Origin of the sequence: Pontibacter sp. 13R65, assembly GCF_047525655.1 — a bacterium.
Classification (GTDB): Bacteria; Bacteroidota; Bacteroidia; order Cytophagales; family Hymenobacteraceae; genus Pontibacter.
Window position 1 is genome coordinate 1 of sequence record NZ_JBLIQL010000043.1, and the last position, 15978, is coordinate 15978.

The 15978-nt window shown below is 46.9% G+C and carries 14 protein-coding genes and 1 riboswitch; of the genes, 6 read left to right on the forward strand and 8 right to left on the reverse strand.

Annotation, left to right across the window (positions count from 1 at the left end; all coding sequences use genetic code 11):
• Positions 1–183 precede the first annotated feature (183 nt).
• On the forward strand, positions 184–471 hold the full coding sequence (locus ACMA1I_RS22970; RefSeq protein ID WP_337070839.1) for a hypothetical protein: 288 nt from the start codon (positions 184–186) through the stop codon (positions 469–471).
• Positions 472–577: 106 nt separating this feature from the next.
• The gene (locus tag ACMA1I_RS22975) at positions 578–715 is read left to right on the forward strand and encodes a hypothetical protein (RefSeq protein ID WP_337070840.1); all 138 of its coding nucleotides are present in this window, start codon (positions 578–580) and stop codon (positions 713–715) included.
• A 126-nt stretch (positions 716–841) separates the two neighbouring features.
• Here the strand turns inward: ACMA1I_RS22975 and metF are convergent, their stop codons facing one another.
• From metF to rplU, 4 genes are all read right to left on the reverse strand, one after another.
• The gene (metF, locus tag ACMA1I_RS22980) at positions 842–1795 is read right to left on the reverse strand and encodes a methylenetetrahydrofolate reductase [NAD(P)H] (protein WP_337070841.1); all 954 of its coding nucleotides are present in this window, start codon (positions 1793–1795) and stop codon (positions 842–844) included.
• 131 nt (positions 1796–1926) lie between these two features.
• Positions 1927–5634, reverse strand: a complete 3708-nt coding sequence (gene metH / locus ACMA1I_RS22985; RefSeq protein WP_337070842.1) for a methionine synthase — start codon at positions 5632–5634, stop codon at positions 1927–1929.
• A gap of 76 nt (positions 5635–5710) precedes the next feature.
• Positions 5711–5817, reverse strand: a riboswitch (SAM riboswitch).
• A gap of 809 nt (positions 5818–6626) precedes the next feature.
• Positions 6627–6896: a 50S ribosomal protein L27 gene (rpmA, locus tag ACMA1I_RS22990; RefSeq protein WP_337070843.1), complete on the reverse strand. Its 270-nt coding sequence runs from the start codon at positions 6894–6896 to the stop codon at positions 6627–6629.
• A 76-nt stretch (positions 6897–6972) separates the two neighbouring features.
• Entirely contained in the window at positions 6973–7281 is a 309-nt protein-coding gene (gene rplU, locus ACMA1I_RS22995; protein WP_337070844.1) for a 50S ribosomal protein L21, read from the reverse strand.
• A 649-nt stretch (positions 7282–7930) separates the two neighbouring features.
• Between rplU and ACMA1I_RS23000 the strand changes: the two genes are divergently transcribed.
• The 3 genes from ACMA1I_RS23000 (at position 7931) to ACMA1I_RS23010 (ending at position 11733) form a co-directional block, all read left to right on the forward strand.
• Positions 7931–8890, forward strand: a complete 960-nt coding sequence (locus ACMA1I_RS23000; protein ID WP_337070845.1) for a ribonucleoside-diphosphate reductase small subunit — start codon at positions 7931–7933, stop codon at positions 8888–8890.
• A complete protein-coding gene (locus ACMA1I_RS23005; RefSeq protein WP_337070846.1) occupies positions 8874–9047 on the forward strand; it encodes a hypothetical protein in 174 nt (57 codons plus the stop codon). Before ACMA1I_RS23000 ends, ACMA1I_RS23005 begins: the two co-directional genes overlap by 17 nt.
• A 172-nt stretch (positions 9048–9219) precedes the next feature.
• Positions 9220–11733 (forward strand): ribonucleoside-diphosphate reductase subunit alpha, encoded by a 2514-nt coding sequence (locus ACMA1I_RS23010; protein WP_414703972.1) that lies wholly within the window; start codon positions 9220–9222, stop codon positions 11731–11733.
• A 376-nt stretch (positions 11734–12109) separates the two neighbouring features.
• Here the strand turns inward: ACMA1I_RS23010 and ACMA1I_RS23015 are convergent, their stop codons facing one another.
• The 3 genes from ACMA1I_RS23015 to ACMA1I_RS23025 form a co-directional block, all read right to left on the reverse strand.
• The gene (locus ACMA1I_RS23015) at positions 12110–12418 is read right to left on the reverse strand and encodes a Dabb family protein (protein ID WP_337070849.1); all 309 of its coding nucleotides are present in this window, start codon (positions 12416–12418) and stop codon (positions 12110–12112) included.
• Positions 12419–12815: 397 nt separating this feature from the next.
• Positions 12816–13232 carry a hypothetical protein gene (locus ACMA1I_RS23020; RefSeq protein WP_337070850.1) on the reverse strand — a complete coding sequence of 139 codons (417 nt, stop codon included), beginning with the start codon at positions 13230–13232 and terminating at the stop codon, positions 12816–12818.
• A 394-nt stretch (positions 13233–13626) separates the two neighbouring features.
• Positions 13627–13809, reverse strand: coding sequence for a hypothetical protein (locus ACMA1I_RS23025; RefSeq protein WP_337070851.1), 183 nt, complete (start codon positions 13807–13809; stop codon positions 13627–13629).
• A gap of 1140 nt (positions 13810–14949) precedes the next feature.
• On the opposite strand from ACMA1I_RS23025, the gene ACMA1I_RS23030 reads away from it, so the two are divergent.
• Positions 14950–15336: an Hsp20/alpha crystallin family protein gene (locus ACMA1I_RS23030; RefSeq protein WP_337070852.1), complete on the forward strand. Its 387-nt coding sequence runs from the start codon at positions 14950–14952 to the stop codon at positions 15334–15336.
• A gap of 109 nt (positions 15337–15445) precedes the next feature.
• Here ACMA1I_RS23030 and ACMA1I_RS23035 read toward each other — a convergent pair whose 3' ends face one another.
• Positions 15446–15703, reverse strand: coding sequence for a hypothetical protein (locus ACMA1I_RS23035; RefSeq protein ID WP_337070853.1), 258 nt, complete (start codon positions 15701–15703; stop codon positions 15446–15448).
• Between the last annotated feature and the right edge of the window lie 275 nt (positions 15704–15978).

The following is a 15978-nucleotide window of genomic DNA, read 5'->3' on the forward strand; positions in this document are numbered from 1 at the left end:
AGGAGAGGTCAATAGCCATCCGTTTAAAGGAGGTATCAAATACACGTCGTTCCATCATAGTCAAATTTAAGTTATTAAATCAAATCTGCCCTAAATAGGTCTCCAGTCAAAGGTAGCAACTCCAAGCAGCCATCTTTACGGCTTTAGGAGAAAGCCTCAGGGAGCTCAACACCTGCAGTGAGTATGCCATTGACTCCTTTCCTGTTGCTGTGTGCAGAAACATTCGCATCAACAGGTGCAGGCTGCTTTGCCAGGTGCAAGTTGCTTCGCCACAGGGCCTACAGAGGGTACAATGCTTCCAAAAGGGAGTACTTCTACGGTTTTAAAGTTGAAGTCATCACCACAGTTGATGGCCTGCCGGTGCAATTTTTCATTGTGGCAGGTAGTGTGCATGCCAGCAGGGCTTTACAGGCCATGCAGTTGGAGCTGCCAGAAGGCAGCAAGCTCTTGACAGGCCTACACCAACTATGAGGTAGAAGACCCGCTACTAGAGCGCGAGCAGGTAGAGTTGCTGCCGGAGAGGAAAAACAACAGCAAGCGCAAAGACAATCAGGCTATGGCCCTCCTCAAAAGAGCGATGAGAAAGATAATCGAAACAACCTTTAGTGAAATACAGGCTGCTTTCCCGCGCGCTATTCATGCTGTTACCCCACAAGGATTTATCCTTAAACTAAAGCTATTCCTCCTGGCCTACACTTTCAACAGAGGTACATAATCGCAACTTGAGTTAGAATAATTGAGGGAGAGTTGCCTGGCTGTGGCTCCTGCTAACACAACAAAGGCTGCAGCAAGAGCCACAGCCTTTGTCATAAGATAACATCAAACCAATTTTTGAAGCTTTCTAAAACAGCGCTTCTGCTACTTTTCTTACAGAACCAGAGCGGCCCATAGAGTAATAGTGCAGGCACGGCACACCAAACGCCATCAGCTCCTTCGACTGCTTGATAGCCCACTCAACGCCTACTTCTGCTACTTGTTTGTTGTCTTTGCAGGCCTCTACGGCTTCGGCCAGCTCACATGGTATGTCGAGGTGGAAGAAGCTTGGCAGTACCGAAAGCTGCGACTTAGTGGTTAGGGGTTTCAGGCCTGGAATAATAGGCACATTAATACCTTCTTCGCGGCAGAGGTTTACAAAGTCGATGTACTTCTGCGTGTCGAAAAACATCTGCGTTACTACATAGTCTGCTCCCAGCTCTATTTTTCTCTTCAGCCATTGCAGATCGGCTTTCAGGTTAGGGGCCTCGGAGTGCTTTTCGGGGTAGCCAGCTACACCGATGCAAAAGTCGGTGCTGTTCTTAAAGGCTTGCTCATCGTCTAGGTAGCGGCCGTTGTTCATGTTCACTACCTGCCCTATCAGCTCGGTGGCATAGGCATGGCCTCCTGGCTCAGGCGTAAACCTAGATTCGTTTTTCACGCAATCGCCACGCAGCACCAGCACATTGTCGATGCCCAGAAAGTGCAGGTCGATAAGCGCATTTTCAGTTTCTTCTTTGTTAAAGCCGCCGCAGATCAGGTGGGGCACCGTGTCTACTTTGTAGTAGTTTTGGATGGCGGCACAAATACCTACTGTACCCGGGCGCTTGCGCGTGGTGATCTTTTCGAGCAAGCCGTTCTCCCGCTGCTTGTACACATACTCCTCGCGGTGATAAGTTACATCTATAAAAGGCGGCTTAAACTCCATCAGCGGGTCTATGTGGTCGAACAGGGTGCGCATGTTCTCGCCTTTCAGCGGAGGCAGTATCTCGAAGGTAAATAAAGTCTTTTCAGCGTTATTAAAATGTTCCGTTACTTTCATGTAATTATTTCGGGTGATGGCGTAGCGTGTATCACGTAGCACGATACACGACTTCTGTTCATAGAAACTGCTGCCAAAGAATATTTTTGTCGTAGTACGTGCTACGTGATTCGTGCTACGATAAAGTCAAATTAAGCTGGTTGCGATACTGGTTTTGGGTCGTAGTTCAGGTTTGGTGAGAGCCAGCGCTCCAGTTCCTCCTGTGGCATGCCTTTGCGACGGGCAATGTCGGCTACCTGGTCTTCGCCAATTTTGCCGAGGCCAAAGTAACGCGACTCCGGATGCGAGAAGTACAAACCGCTAACCGAAGAAGCGGGGTACATGGCCAGGTTCTCCGTCAGGATGATGCCGGTTTGCTCCTCTGCCTTGAGCAGGTTGAACAGCGTTATTTTCTCGGTGTGGTCAGGGCAGCCGGGGTATCCCGGTGCCGGACGAACGCCCTGATACTTTTCTTTTATCAGCTCATCGTTACCCAGTTGTTCGTCTGGAGCATAACCCCATAGCTCTTTTCGCACTTTGGCGTGCATGAGTTCGGCAAAGGCTTCAGCTAGGCGGTCGGCCAGGGCTTTCACCATAATGGAGCGGTAATCGTCGTGGTCGGCTTCGTATTTTTCTACTAGCTTCTCGATGCCAAAGCCTGCCGATACGGCAAAGCCACCAATATAGTCCTGCACACCCGTTTCTTTGGGAGCCACAAAATCGGAGAAGGCCATGTTCGGCACTTTGTCGCCTTTTTTGCCCTGCTGGCGCAGCGTGTGGAACTCTGTGAGCAGGTTTCCACGTGAATCATCAGTGTAGACTTCAATGGTATCGTCGGCCTCTACGTTAGCCGGGTAAAAACCTACTACGGCCCTTGCTTCCAGTAACTGCTCGTCTACGATCTGCTGCAGCATTTCCTGCGCATCGGCAAAGAGTTTGGTAGCCTCTGTTCCCAGTTCCGGGTCGTTAAGGATTTTTGGGTACTGGCGCTTGAGCTCCCAGGTATGGAAGAACGGAGTCCAGTCGATGTACGGCACGATCTCCGCCAGTGGGTAGTTTGTGAATACTTTGTTGCCCAGGAAGCTTGGTTTCACCGGCTGCCGTGCCTGCCAGTCTACTTTGTATTTATTGGCTCTGGCTTCTGCAATGGTGGCAAAAGAGCGGTCTTTGGTGCGGCCATGGTGGTCTTCGCGGAGTTTCTGGTACTCTGCTTTTATTTCGGCAATATAGGCATCGCGGTTGCTACTGAGCAGGCTGCTTACCACGGTTACGCTACGCGAGGCATCGTGTACGTGCACCACCGGCCCGCTGTACTGCGGCGCAATTTTTACGGCCGTGTGTATGCGTGAGGTGGTGGCACCGCCAATCAGCAGCGGAATTTTCATGCCACGGCGTTCCATCTCCTGTGCCACATACACCATCTCATCCAGAGAAGGCGTAATGAGGCCGCTCAGTCCGATAATGTCTACTTTCTGCGCTTCTGCCTCTGCCAGTATTTTGTCGAGCGGTACCATCACGCCCATGTCTATTACTTCGTAGTTGTTGCAGGCCAGCACGACGCCAACAATATTTTTGCCGATGTCGTGCACATCGCCTTTTACAGTGGCCATTAGAATAGTACCAGCCGTTGACTTAGACGTGTCGGATGCCAGCTTCTCCTTCTCCATAAAGGGCAGCAGGTAAGCCACCGACTTCTTCATTACACGGGCACTCTTCACTACCTGCGGCAGAAACATTTTGCCAGCTCCGAAGAGATCGCCTACTACTGTCATGCCGGCCATAAGCGGCCCTTCAATTACGTCGAGAGTTCTGGTGGCTTTCTGGCGGGCTTCTTCTGTGTCTTCGTCGATAAATTCCACAATACCTTTTACCAGCGAGTGCTTCAGGCGCTCCTCTACCGGCGCATCGCGCCAGGCGTTATCTGCTCCGGTGGCTGTTTTGCCTTTGCCTTTTACAGTTTCGGCGTAGTTTACCAGCTTCTCAGTAGCATCGGGGTGGCGGTTAAAGATTACATCTTCTATAAGGTTGCGCAGCTCCAGCGGTATTTCCTCGTAAATGCCCATCATACCAGCATTTACAATGCCCATGTCCATGCCGGCTTGTACAGCGTAGTACAGGAATACCGTGTGCATGGCCTCGCGTACCAGGTCGTTCCCTCTAAAAGAGAAGGAGAGGTTACTCACACCGCCGCTTACCAGCGCATGCGGCAAGTTCTCTTTGATCCAGCGAACCGAATCGAGGTACTCTACAGCATAGTTGTTATGCTCCTCTATGCCGGTGGCAATGGCTAATATGTTCGGGTCGAAAATAATATCTTGTGGCGGGAAGCCCAGTTCTTCAACCAGGATGCGGTAAGAGCGGCCGCAGATCTCTTTGCGTCGCTCCAGCGTATCGGCCTGCCCCTGCTCATCAAACGCCATCACGACCACAGCTGCTCCGTATTGGCGCACTTTGCGGGCCAGCCTACGGAAGCTGTCTTCGCCCTCTTTTAAGCTGATGGAGTTTACAATGGATTTGCCTTGCACACACTTCAAACCAGCCTCTATCACACTCCACTTAGAGGAGTCGATCATGATAGGTAGCTTGGAAATGTCTGGTTCGGAGGCGATGAGGTTGAGGAAGTTGGTCATGGCCTGCTCTGAGTCGAGCATGCCTTCGTCCATGTTCACATCTATAATCTGCGCTCCGCCCTCTACCTGCTGGCGGGCAACGGTCAGGGCATCTTCGAATTTGCCTTCTACAATTAAGCGGGCAAATTTGCGAGAGCCGGTTACGTTAGTGCGCTCGCCTACGTTTACGAACAGCAACTCCGGGGTAATGGTAAGTGGCTCCAAGCCGCTGTAGCGTGGCAGTGGCTCAATAACAGAAGGTTTGCGCGGGGTATGTTTGGCAGCCAGTTCGGCTATACGTTTGATGTGCGATGGCGTAGTGCCACAACAACCACCCAAAATGTTTACTAGCCCCTCCTGTAGGTACTCCTCCACAATAGCGCCCATTTCATCAGCGGTTTCGTCGTAGCCTCCGAAGGCATTTGGCAGACCAGCGTTGGGGTAAGCGCTAATGTAAATATCGGAGATACGCGATAGCTCCTGAATGTGCGTCTTGAGCTGGCGTGCACCCAGGGCGCAGTTAAAGCCAACGCTCACAATAGGCGCATGCGAGATCGAGTTCCAGAAAGCCTCTACCGTCTGCCCCGATAAGGTGCGGCCGCTGGCATCGGTAATGGTGCCGGACACCATGATCGGCAGTTTCTTGCCACCATCTATCACAAACTGTTCTGCCGCAAACAGCGCTGCCTTACAGTTCAGGGTATCAAAAACGGTTTCAATGAGCAGTACATCGCAGCCACCGTCGGCCAAGCCTTTTACCTGTTCGTAGTAGGCCTCTACCAATTGGTCGAAGGTGATGGCGCGGTAGCCGGGGTTGTTTACATCCGGAGAGAGAGACGCCGTGCGGTTGGTAGGGCCAATGGCTCCTGCTACCAAACGCGGTTTGTCCGGATTCTTAGCTGTTATTTCATCTGCTGCCTCACGTGCAATGCGGGCCGACTCGTAGTTGAGCTCATATACAATGTGCTCGAGGTGGTAATCGGCCATGGCAATGGTAGTGCCACTAAAGGTATTCGTCTCTATGATATCAGCGCCTGCCTCTAAGTAGTCGAGGTGAATTTGCTTAATAACATCGGGGCGGGTAAGCGAAAGCAGGTCGTTATTGCCTTTCAGGTCGCTGGGGTGGTCTTTAAAGCGATCGCCACGGAAGTCCTGCTCCTGTAGCTCATATCGCTGAATCATGGTACCCATGGCGCCATCTAGCACCAGCACGCGCTCCTGCAGCAGTTTATAAATAGGGTGGTCTTTCATGTATTGGTGTCTCTCTTCTCTTAAGTCTACAGCGGTTGTTGCTTATCAAGAAGGACACCTGGAGGTAGGATGCACAGTCTTATCTTCCCTGGCTATGGTTACCAGGAGGGAGTTAGCACCTCGGCATTACCCAGGTTGCTAAGACATCGACGGGCCCTGTCCCTCAGTCTTTCTTGATAAGAACCTGCAAGTTAAGTAGATATTTGCAGGAAATAAAATTTTGCTGTTAACAAATTATGTTCTCTGTTAGCTTTTGTGAGGCCTGTTACGTTTCGCTGTACCAGGTTTGGCAAGATGATGAGGTGAAAAGGGTGTTTGGGAGATGAATTATTCTAATGAAAATGGCCTTCCGGGGGGGGGGGGTAGAAATGCGAGATCTAAGGCTCTTTCCAAGGCTAGGTAAGAGTTAGGAGTTATAGGCTGCTGTTTGGTTAAAAATGCTGCCATTGCACCTGTAATGGGTTCCAACTCTCCTTGCAACTGCTTGATCCGGTGCCCTTATGCTTTCTTATTGCATTGTTGCGGCTCCAAGCGCTCGCGGCCGCGGGGCCTCGTCTTTAGGGATCGCGCTGCTGCATCTTTCCTGCCCTTGCGGGCCGCCGCTCCCGCGGCACCGGGAACCTGCAAAGGCGCTCAACCCAAGAACTGGAAATTTGTGCTAGTAGTTGATGCTCAAGATGCCTGCTTGTGATTAAGAGCTGCAACAGGAGTTATGAATAGGAGGTGATTTTAACCTTTATTCATTTGAAGCTCACCTTTCTCCATCTTCCCATTTTCAAATCTTCTCATCTTTAAGTTTTTAAATCAACCATTTAACAATTCAGCAACTAACAATCAGCAACCACCAATTATTCTAATGAAAATAGCCTTCCGGAGGCAAAATGGCTATTTTTTGCTTAGGGGTAGGTAAGTCGAGCTGGCGCTTTAAAACAGAAAAGGGATGCCGGCTGGCATCCCTTTTCTGTAGTTGTTGACTGCCGAAGCAGTTTATACTAAGCCTCAGCTTGTACTTTAGGAAGTACAGAAACGTAAGAACGATCTTTTCTTCCTTTTCTGAACTCAACTACGCCATCTACCAAAGCGAACAAAGTATGGTCTTTGCCAATACCTACGTTCTGGCCTGGGTGGTGCGCAGTGCCTCTTTGTCTTACAATGATGTTACCAGCGATGATATCCTGGCCACCATAAATCTTAACACCAAGTCGTTTAGAATGCGATTCGCGACCGTTGTTAGAACTACCAGCTCCTTTTTTGTGTGCCATTTTCTTTAACTATTTACTTCAGGCTGTTGCCAGACCTGAAAATTTTCAAAACGATTAAATTCTTCTTACTACTTGCTTACCCAATGCTTTCGATCAGGACCTTCGTGAAGTGCTGGCGGTGACCATTCTTCTTTCTGTATCCTTTTCTTCTCTTCTTTTTGAAAACGATAATTTTATCGCCTTTCACATCGCCAAGGATTTTGCCGGTTACTTTAACGCCATCTACAAAAGGAGCGCCTAAGGTAATAGTTCCGTTATCATCGGTAAGAAGAACATTGGTGAACTCAACGGCGTCACCATCGTTGCCGGAAAGCTTGCTAGCGTAGATAAACTTGCCGTTTTCTACTTTGGTCTGTTGACCTGCGATTTCTACAATTGCGTACATCAGCTTCAATGTATATTTAAAATTTTAGTCTGCAAAAGTACGGTTCTATTTTTTATTATGCAAACACTTGTGTCTTAATTTGTTTTATAAGCATTTTATACTGTTATGCACACCTGTGTGGATAACGATGTTGAAATCTGTGTGGTAAAAATTGCCGTGGTTTAAAACTTGGTATAATCATCTGAACAATAGGTGTATAGATCTATTTTTAGAGTTTTGAGTTGTCCACAAAATGAAGTTGGTAACCTGTAAAGAGTGGCAGAGGCAGGAATTGGGGGTGCAAATGTAATTTGTATTTTGATGGGGAATGTAACCGTAAAGTTAAGTTTGTGTTGCGCTTTTATATAACTTTTCTTAGCTGCTATGTCTGCCTCATTGTGCTGTTATGGCATTCATGCATGAATATATAAACAATTGTAGATGTTTATATGCCTGTTAATTTGATTGTAAACATCAGATAATGAGTACGTTGTAAAAGTGTGGAGAAATTGAAAAACTTTAGCCCCCGATTTCAAGTTCTATTCCATATATTTGAACTCCTGATATTGAAGGGTAGCGGAAAGAGCCACTACTCGTTCCTTTAAAAATCACTAGCGCCCCGAGGCAAGCCGCCTCATCAGGGTGCCTTAACTATAAAGCTTACGTGTTTATGGAGCCAATACTAAAAGAAAACCCAAACCGCTTCGTCTTGTTCCCGATACAGCACGATGCCGTTTGGAAGATGTATAAATTAGCGGAAGCCAGCTTCTGGACAGCAGAGGAGATTGATCTTTCGCAGGATATTAAGGACTGGGAGAACCTGAACGATGGCGAAAGACACTTTATAAGCCACGTACTGGCCTTTTTTGCAGCATCAGACGGAATTGTGAACGAGAACCTGGCTGTTAACTTCATGAATGAGGTGCAGATACCAGAGGCCCGCTGCTTCTACGGTTTCCAGATTATGATGGAGAACATTCACTCGGAGACTTATTCGTTGCTGATCGATACTTATGTAAAAAATCAGAAGGAGAAAGACCACTTATTTAACGCCTTAGAGACGGTGCCGGCAGTTGGTAAAAAAGGCGAGTGGGCGCTGCGCTGGATCGAGAGTGAGAATTTTGCAGAACGCCTGGTTGCTTTTGCGGCTGTAGAAGGTATCTTCTTCTCGGGGTCTTTCTGCTCTATTTTCTGGATGAAGAAGCGTGGCCTGATGCCTGGCCTTACTTTTTCGAACGAACTGATTAGCCGCGACGAAGGCCTGCACTGCGATTTTGCCTGCCTGCTGTACTCTATGTTGGTAAACAAGCTGCCTGAGGCGCGGGTGCAGGAAATTATCCGCGATGCGGTAACTATTGAGCAGGAGTTCGTTACAGATGCGCTTCCGGTAGACCTGATTGGCATGAACGCCAAGTTAATGAGCCAGTACATTGAGTTTGTAGCCGACCGCCTGCTGGGTGAGTTGGGCTGCAGCAAAATATACAACTCCACCAATCCATTCGACTTCATGGAAATGATCTCGCTGCAAGGCAAGACCAACTTCTTTGAAAAACGTGTGGGCGAATACCAGAAAGCTGGTGTGGGCGGAGACAAAGACAAGAAGATGTTCTCACTTGACGAAGATTTTTAAATATCAGTTCCTGCAGGCGCGCTGCTACAACATCTTTGTGTTTGCAGAGCGCCTGCCGTTTTATAACATGTTGTCACTCACCCTTAAGCTAAGCTCCAGGCTCTGGACACAAGGTGGCGCACCGCCTTTTGGCAGGCATCTGCATTCCAGTATATAGCAAAAGTATTTTTATTTGCCTATAAAACTTTGTACTCCAACGGCTTACGCTACTATTTGCGTATGGCATTGTGAAGCATACTTAGACTCCATCTTCTGCATTTGCAGAAGCACATATATACCTTGTATTTTTTGATAACCCGGGCCCTTTACCCCCGCTAAATGTATACGCTATGTTAGTAGTTAAAAGAGACGGCCGTCGCGAATCCGTTAAATTCGATAAAATTACCGCACGCATCGAGAAACTGTGCTATGCCCTGAACATGGACTATGTGTCGCCGATTGAGGTGGCCAAGAAAGTGATCGACGGCATTTACGACGGTGTAACCACTGTAGAGCTGGATAACTTGGCTGCTGAAACTGCGGCCTCGCTTACCACCAAGCACCCCGATTATGCGGTGCTGGCGGCACGCATTGCTATCTCTAACCTTCACAAGGTTACCAGCAAGTCGTTTTCGAACACAATGAAGCGCCTCTACACCTATGTAGATCCTAAAACTGGTGAAAACGCTTCGCTGATCGCGAAAGATGTGTATGAGATCATCCGCAAGCATGCTGCTACCCTCGACTCTACCATTATATACGACCGCGATTATAACTACGATTACTTTGGCTACAAAACGCTGGAACGCTCTTACCTGCTGCGCCTAGATGGAAGAATAGTTGAGCGTCCGCAGCACATGCTCATGCGCGTGGCTGTGGGTATCCACAAAGAGGACATCGAATCTGCCATCGAGACTTATAATCTCATGTCCGAAAAGTGGTTTACACACGCCACGCCAACGCTCTTTAACGCGGGTACTCCAAAACCACAGCTTTCTTCGTGCTTCTTGCTTTCTATGAAAGACGATAGCATACCAGGTATCTACGATACGTTGAAGCAATGCGCACAGATTTCGCAGAGTGCAGGCGGTATTGGCCTCAGCATTCATAATGTACGCGCTACAGGCTCTTATATTAAAGGCACAAACGGCACCAGCAACGGCATTATACCTATGCTAAAAGTGTTCAACGACACGGCCCGCTACGTAGATCAGGGCGGTGGCAAGCGAAAAGGAGCCTTTGCTATTTACCTGGAGCCTTGGCACGCCGATATCTTCGAGTTCCTGGACCTGAAGAAGAACCATGGTAAAGAAGAGAACCGCGCGCGCGACCTGTTCTACGCTCTCTGGACACCAGACCTGTTTATGAAGCGTGTAGAGCAAAACGGCGACTGGAGCCTGTTCTGCCCGCATGAAGCACCTGGCCTGGCCGACTGCTGGGGTGTAGAGTTTGAACGCCTGTATGAGAAATATGAGCGTGAAGGCCGCGCCCGCAAAACAGTGAAGGCGCAGGAATTATGGTTTGCGGTGCTGGAGTNCCCGCATGAAGCACCTGGCCTGGCCGACTGCTGGGGTGTAGAGTTTGAACGCCTGTATGAGAAATATGAGCGTGAAGGCCGCGCCCGCAAAACAGTGAAGGCGCAGGAATTATGGTTTGCGGTGCTGGAGTCTCAGATAGAAACAGGTACTCCGTATATGCTCTACAAAGATGCCGCCAACAGCAAGAGCAACCAACAGAACCTGGGTACTATTAAGAGTTCCAACCTCTGCACTGAAATAATGGAGTACACCGACGAAAACGAGGTTGCCGTGTGTAACCTGGCATCGTTGGCGCTGCCACGTTTCGTGAAAGAGGAAAATGGACATAAGGTGTTCGACCACCAGAAGCTGTTTGATGTAACGTACCATGTTACCAAAAACCTGAACAAGGTTATCGACATAAATTATTACCCAGTGCAGGAAGCGCGCAATTCTAACATGCGCCATCGGCCTATCGGGTTGGGTGTGCAAGGCCTGGCCGATACCTTTATTCACCTGCGCATGCCGTTCGAGAGCGAAGAGGCGCGTGGTCTGAACAAAGACATTTTCGAGACGCTTTACTTCGCTGCCATGACGGCCTCTAAAGACCTGGCCAAGAAGCAAGGTGCTTACGAGACTTTCAAAGGATCTCCGTTGTCAGAAGGCAAGTTCCAGTTCGATATGTGGGGTGTAACGCCTGAATCTGGCCGTTGGGATTGGGAAGAGCTGCGCAAAGAGGTAATGGAATATGGTGTACGCAACTCACTGTTGCTGGCACCGATGCCAACTGCTTCTACTGCACAGATTCTGGGTAACAACGAGTCGTTTGAGCCATACACTTCAAACATCTATGTACGCCGTGTGCTAAGTGGTGAGTTTATGGTGGTGAACAAGCACCTTCTCAAAGACCTGATCGGGCTTGGCATCTGGAACGACAAAATGAAGAATGCTATTATCGCGGCCAACGGCTCGGTACAAGACATTCCGAACATTCCGCAGAACATCAAAGACCTATACAAAACAGTTTGGGAGATCAGCCAACGTACGGTTATCGATATGAGTGCCGATCGTGGTGCTTTTATCTGCCAGAGCCAGTCGCTGAACCTGCACGTAATGAACGTGAACTTCGGCAAGCTGACTTCTATGCACTTCCATGCCTGGAAGAAAGGACTCAAAACTGGTATGTATTACCTGCGCACCAAAGCCGCTGTAGATGCCATTAAGTTTACGGTAGAGAAACAGGCAGCCGAAACGCTATCTCCGGTATACAGTAATCAGGATCAGAACCGCAGCGACATGGCCTGCTCTCTGGATGATCCGGATTCTTGTGAGGCTTGCGGTAGCTAAGGAATAAAGAATGGAGAATAACATTGAAGGGAGGCTATATAGCCTCCCTTTTTTTATTGCCAATATGGTGAAGATGAGACTATTCAGACAGAAAAAAATTAGAAATTGAATAATGTAATTCCGGGATTAACAGGAGCAAAATTGTATCTCCCAGACACTCGCAGGAGCTGCGCACGTTGCAAGGTCTTTGTATTATAGCTCGTCTTGTTCTAGGAACGGAGCATTAGTATTAAAGTTGGTGGTATGGTCTTTGCGCTGCTGTTGATGGCTTCACGGCTACCGAACCACGTTAGCACCTCTTCCTGCTGCAGGGCTATCTTGCTTTTCGAGAGCGTGCTGTGGTAAGACGAATAGGGCTAAACGCTAAAAACCTCAGCTACTCCCCCACCGGCACATAATCTACCACGAAGGCATCTTCCAGAATGCCCAGTTGCCCCAGCAGCTCGCCAAACTTCTTGTGTTCCGGGTGAGGCAGATACGTGTCGCGGGCGGCTGCATCTTCAAACGTCATCTGATAGACGTGGGTAAATCCGATGTTTTTGTTTTCAGGGCTGTCGTTAACACCATGCTCAAAGGCTACAATGCCCGGAATCTTATCCTTTAAATCGCTAAAGGCTTGAGTTACCTGCTCAATTTGCTCTGCGGTGGCAGCAGGCTTATACTTGAAAATAACAATGTGGCGCATTTGCTCTGGGGTAGTATTGTTACATCCTGAAAAAAGTAGTGTGGCTAAAAGCATTATGCCACCTATTGCAGAACCAATAAAGCTTCTCATGTCTGGTAACTATATTTGTTACAAAAACTATTGTTTGTTCTAGTTACTCATTATTCTGATGACGCACAACTCAGAGCAGGCAGAATCTGGATTTATTTTTGGAGCCGCGAGTTATCAAACAAGCACGAGTAAAAACAGTGTAGGCGCAACCCGTGTAGCAGTTCTTAGTTCCATAACCACCGCGGCGGAGTCAGGAGCAGTACAGCAGAAATTACGCTAATGAAAATGGCCTTCCGGAGGTGTTTTGGCTTTTTGGTGGCAAAGGGTGCCTTTAACAGCATAAAAGCAGTCCGGAATCGGCTGGAGGTTAATTTATCGGCGTTTGCTCCAGTAGCCACTTCAAGGCCTCCTGCTCGCTCGTAAAATCCTTAACAGTAAGATCGATGTAGTATGTATGGCCCCTGATGATCATTTCTCTTACGCCTTCGCGGTTTTCATCGGAGTGCGAAGGGAGGCGGGCCATCCGAACTAAGGAAGTTTTGACTAAGCGGGGCACAAATACCTCCAGGCTCCACTGCAGATCCTCAGGAGCAATAGTTAACATCAGGCGGTCGTCGGCCAGCCAGCTAGTTAAATAATGACGTTCAATTAAATCCAGACTTAAAAGGTACGCTTCTCGGAGTTCAGGACCTCTTAAATGCCCTTTCCAGATGGCTTTGCCAAGGCGGTGCTTAACGTCATACTGAAGACTTACAAAATTGTTCTGAAAATAAATTTGCATCATATCCACTCTAAAAAGTACAAATATATAAATAAATGAACATGATGCTAATTCCCATTTTCGCTGCTGTATTGCTTTATATAGAGGTGGATGAAATAAGTGTATTGAAAAAAGGAAAGTTCTATTTGAATAGAAACTATAAAAATTTATTATAAGAGATAATTACAGTATTTATACTTAGTCAAGACTACCTCATACACCAAAATGCAAAAATGAAATGATGAGCTGAGTTTTTTTCAAAATTGTAGAGCAGGTAGTTAATTATCAGACTGGTCCTAAAAATATGTTAATGAGAAGTAAGATCAGGAACAATGTTTCCGGGTGCTAAAAGTAACATCACCTCTCAGGCAAACTGGTGCTTTGGTTGCTAAAGAGGTGGCAAGAAGACGAGAAATGGCTACTCTGTAGCTGGTATTGAAATAGGTTGTTTTGGCCATGCCAATGCCAGAATCTTCTTGTCGAATTCTTTAATGATCATATTGTCTTTACCGGCTGCCCTTTTATGAATCTGCTCTACAGCTGTGCGATTGAAAAAGTCTTCGGATACAACAATGGCATTGCGGCGTATAGTAGAGTGCATAAGGCGGAGCAGGATTTTCTGTACAAACTACTCTTGGTCCGTAGGCCGATTAGCTTTCATTTTGCGGTTATCGCCAAGCCTTTTCATAGGCCAAAGCTCTTCTACCATGTGTAAATACACAGTAGCGGCTTCTCTAAAACCTTAACCGTTTAGAAACTCATCCCATCCCACATAGCCTTGCCTAGGTGTAATGCCTCATCGTAAGTAATGGTAACCTCTGATTTTTGAAAAAATATTTTTGCCATAAGTAAAATGTATTTTAAGGTAAAGCATCTCCTGATATTCGTTTGTCTTTACTATACGACGAGCAAAGGCAGCTGCTGTTGGTTGCGTTGCAATCTATGTAGGTAATATTGCTCTTACCACTACTTTAAAAAAGCCCTGTCTACTGCTGGTTTTGCTGTTAGATGATTAGCTAAAAATGCCTTTTCGTTGGCAAAAAAATCGCTCTTAATCTAGAAGCATTGTCCTACACAGGCTGCTGCAATGCTCAGTAGCCTGTGTAGGTTGGCTAAAGTTGATAATGCTTTGGTAGCCACCTTATGTTGAGGCCTGAAATGGCTAAAAATCTATTATTCTAATATACGCAGCCAAAATCTGATCGGTTAGTTCTACGGAATCGAAAACAGCCTATACTTGGCTTGGTATCTGGCCCGCACAAGTACCTGAGGCACCTATGTCGTTTAAATTATTCTAATGGAAATGGGCTTCCGGAGCCTGTTTAGATCCTCGTGGCTCATAAGCCGATGCTGAAATTTTCAGGTGAAGCGTTTATTTGCTGATAAGATTTTGCGCTTTATAATACTTGGGAGCAAGGTAAAATTGGCCAGCCGTTTGCATACATCAGGTGCCTACATTTTTACATGGTAAAAGCTTTCGCTTTCTAAAACAGATTTTCGCTAAAATTATCTTTTAGTTATTAAAATAAACAATGAAGATGAGGTCCTAACGTGTAAATCTGGCAAAAATTATAAGTAAGTGTATAAAATACTGACAGTATGGCTTTTAATCAACATTTTAGTTATAGTATATGAGTCAAGTTGTCTGAGTGATGATTTAGCATAAATAGCAGGAAGCAAACTGCAGATAAGTGGCACTTAATTTGCACTGTTCAGTCTGAACAAGATAAGAGGTGAAGACATGAAACTGATTAAAGATAAAGAATTTTTACGCAACATCGCACAACACATCAACCTGTTCAATACGATAGGAGGAGGCGTGAGCGAAACCTATGTAAATATCGAAAAATATAAAAAGGGCGCCGTTATAAAGGTTTGGGCTGCCGGTGTAGACTCTAATTCGTTTAAGATAGTTTTGCACAACAACCAGCTTACCGTATTATCGATGCTGCACAGCGATGGCGATGCCCAGGTAGCTATTCCGCTCTTTAACAGAACGTATATGCTGCCGCCACAGGTGGACCTTATGCGTATAGAGGCTGTGCATCAGGATGGGCAGCTGCAAATTAAGCTGCCTTACCACGACGCAGCTTCGCATCCGAAAGAAATTAAAATTCAGCAGTTATAGCAGAAAGGGCCACCGGTAAGGTGGCCCTTTCTGCTATAAATCAGTACAATTTAGTCCATAACCAGAAATTGTACTGAAAATTTTTAGACAATTAGTTTTACAATAGTTCTTACAAAAATCTGGCTTTTATGATGGTGGTAAGATAATCGTACACCTCCACCGTTTCCTTATCGAAGGAGAAAGTATTGTACATATCGGCGGTGGTCTTCATGACGCGGCAACCATTTTCAATCATCATAAAAATCAGCTCTCGCAAGCGATAAGGATGTCCTGCAATGTTGAGCACACATACTGCGTCGCTGCTTTCTACCTGCAGAAACATGTGCTCTACATAATTGGCATCTGTCATTATTTTTTCGTCAGACATAGGTATTTAGCTTTTTGCCAATTATAGAAGCAAAATTTTGCCTATAAAAGTGCCCTGCCACCACAGATAATTCTGTTTCCGCTCTCGCGTATAACCTCTTACTTTTCGAATTAAACTGTGCCTGAGTCTGAATAGGAGGTTATAATATTTTGGGTTGTGGTCTAGAATGTATGATGGTGGGATAAAAATGGCAGCAGAGGTGTTAGCTGAGAGTTATGTGCGAGATAACTATTCAGCTCAAGTGCCCCTACTGCCACAGTTTGAAGGTAGTAAAA

What these genes read in the sequence shown, in the direction of transcription:
- ACMA1I_RS22970 (WP_337070839.1), top strand. Translation starts at nt 184, where the DNA reads ATGCCATTGACTCCTTTCCTGTTGCTGTGTGCAGAAACATTCGCATCA.
- ACMA1I_RS22975 (WP_337070840.1), top strand. Translation starts at nt 578, where the DNA reads ATGAGAAAGATAATCGAAACAACCTTTAGTGAAATACAGGCTGCTTTC.
- metF (WP_337070841.1), bottom strand. Translation starts at nt 1,795, where the DNA reads ATGAAAGTAACGGAACATTTTAATAACGCTGAAAAGACTTTATTTACC.
- metH (WP_337070842.1), bottom strand. Translation starts at nt 5,634, where the DNA reads ATGAAAGACCACCCTATTTATAAACTGCTGCAGGAGCGCGTGCTGGTG.
- rpmA (WP_337070843.1), bottom strand. Translation starts at nt 6,896, where the DNA reads ATGGCACACAAAAAAGGAGCTGGTAGTTCTAACAACGGTCGCGAATCG.
- rplU (WP_337070844.1), bottom strand. Translation starts at nt 7,281, where the DNA reads ATGTACGCAATTGTAGAAATCGCAGGTCAACAGACCAAAGTAGAAAAC.
- ACMA1I_RS23000 (WP_337070845.1), top strand. Translation starts at nt 7,931, where the DNA reads ATGGAGCCAATACTAAAAGAAAACCCAAACCGCTTCGTCTTGTTCCCG.
- ACMA1I_RS23015 (WP_337070849.1), bottom strand. Translation starts at nt 12,418, where the DNA reads ATGCGCCACATTGTTATTTTCAAGTATAAGCCTGCTGCCACCGCAGAG.
- ACMA1I_RS23020 (WP_337070850.1), bottom strand. Translation starts at nt 13,232, where the DNA reads ATGATGCAAATTTATTTTCAGAACAATTTTGTAAGTCTTCAGTATGAC.
- ACMA1I_RS23025 (WP_337070851.1), bottom strand. Translation starts at nt 13,809, where the DNA reads ATGCACTCTACTATACGCCGCAATGCCATTGTTGTATCCGAAGACTTT.
- ACMA1I_RS23030 (WP_337070852.1), top strand. Translation starts at nt 14,950, where the DNA reads ATGAAACTGATTAAAGATAAAGAATTTTTACGCAACATCGCACAACAC.
- ACMA1I_RS23035 (WP_337070853.1), bottom strand. Translation starts at nt 15,703, where the DNA reads ATGTCTGACGAAAAAATAATGACAGATGCCAATTATGTAGAGCACATG.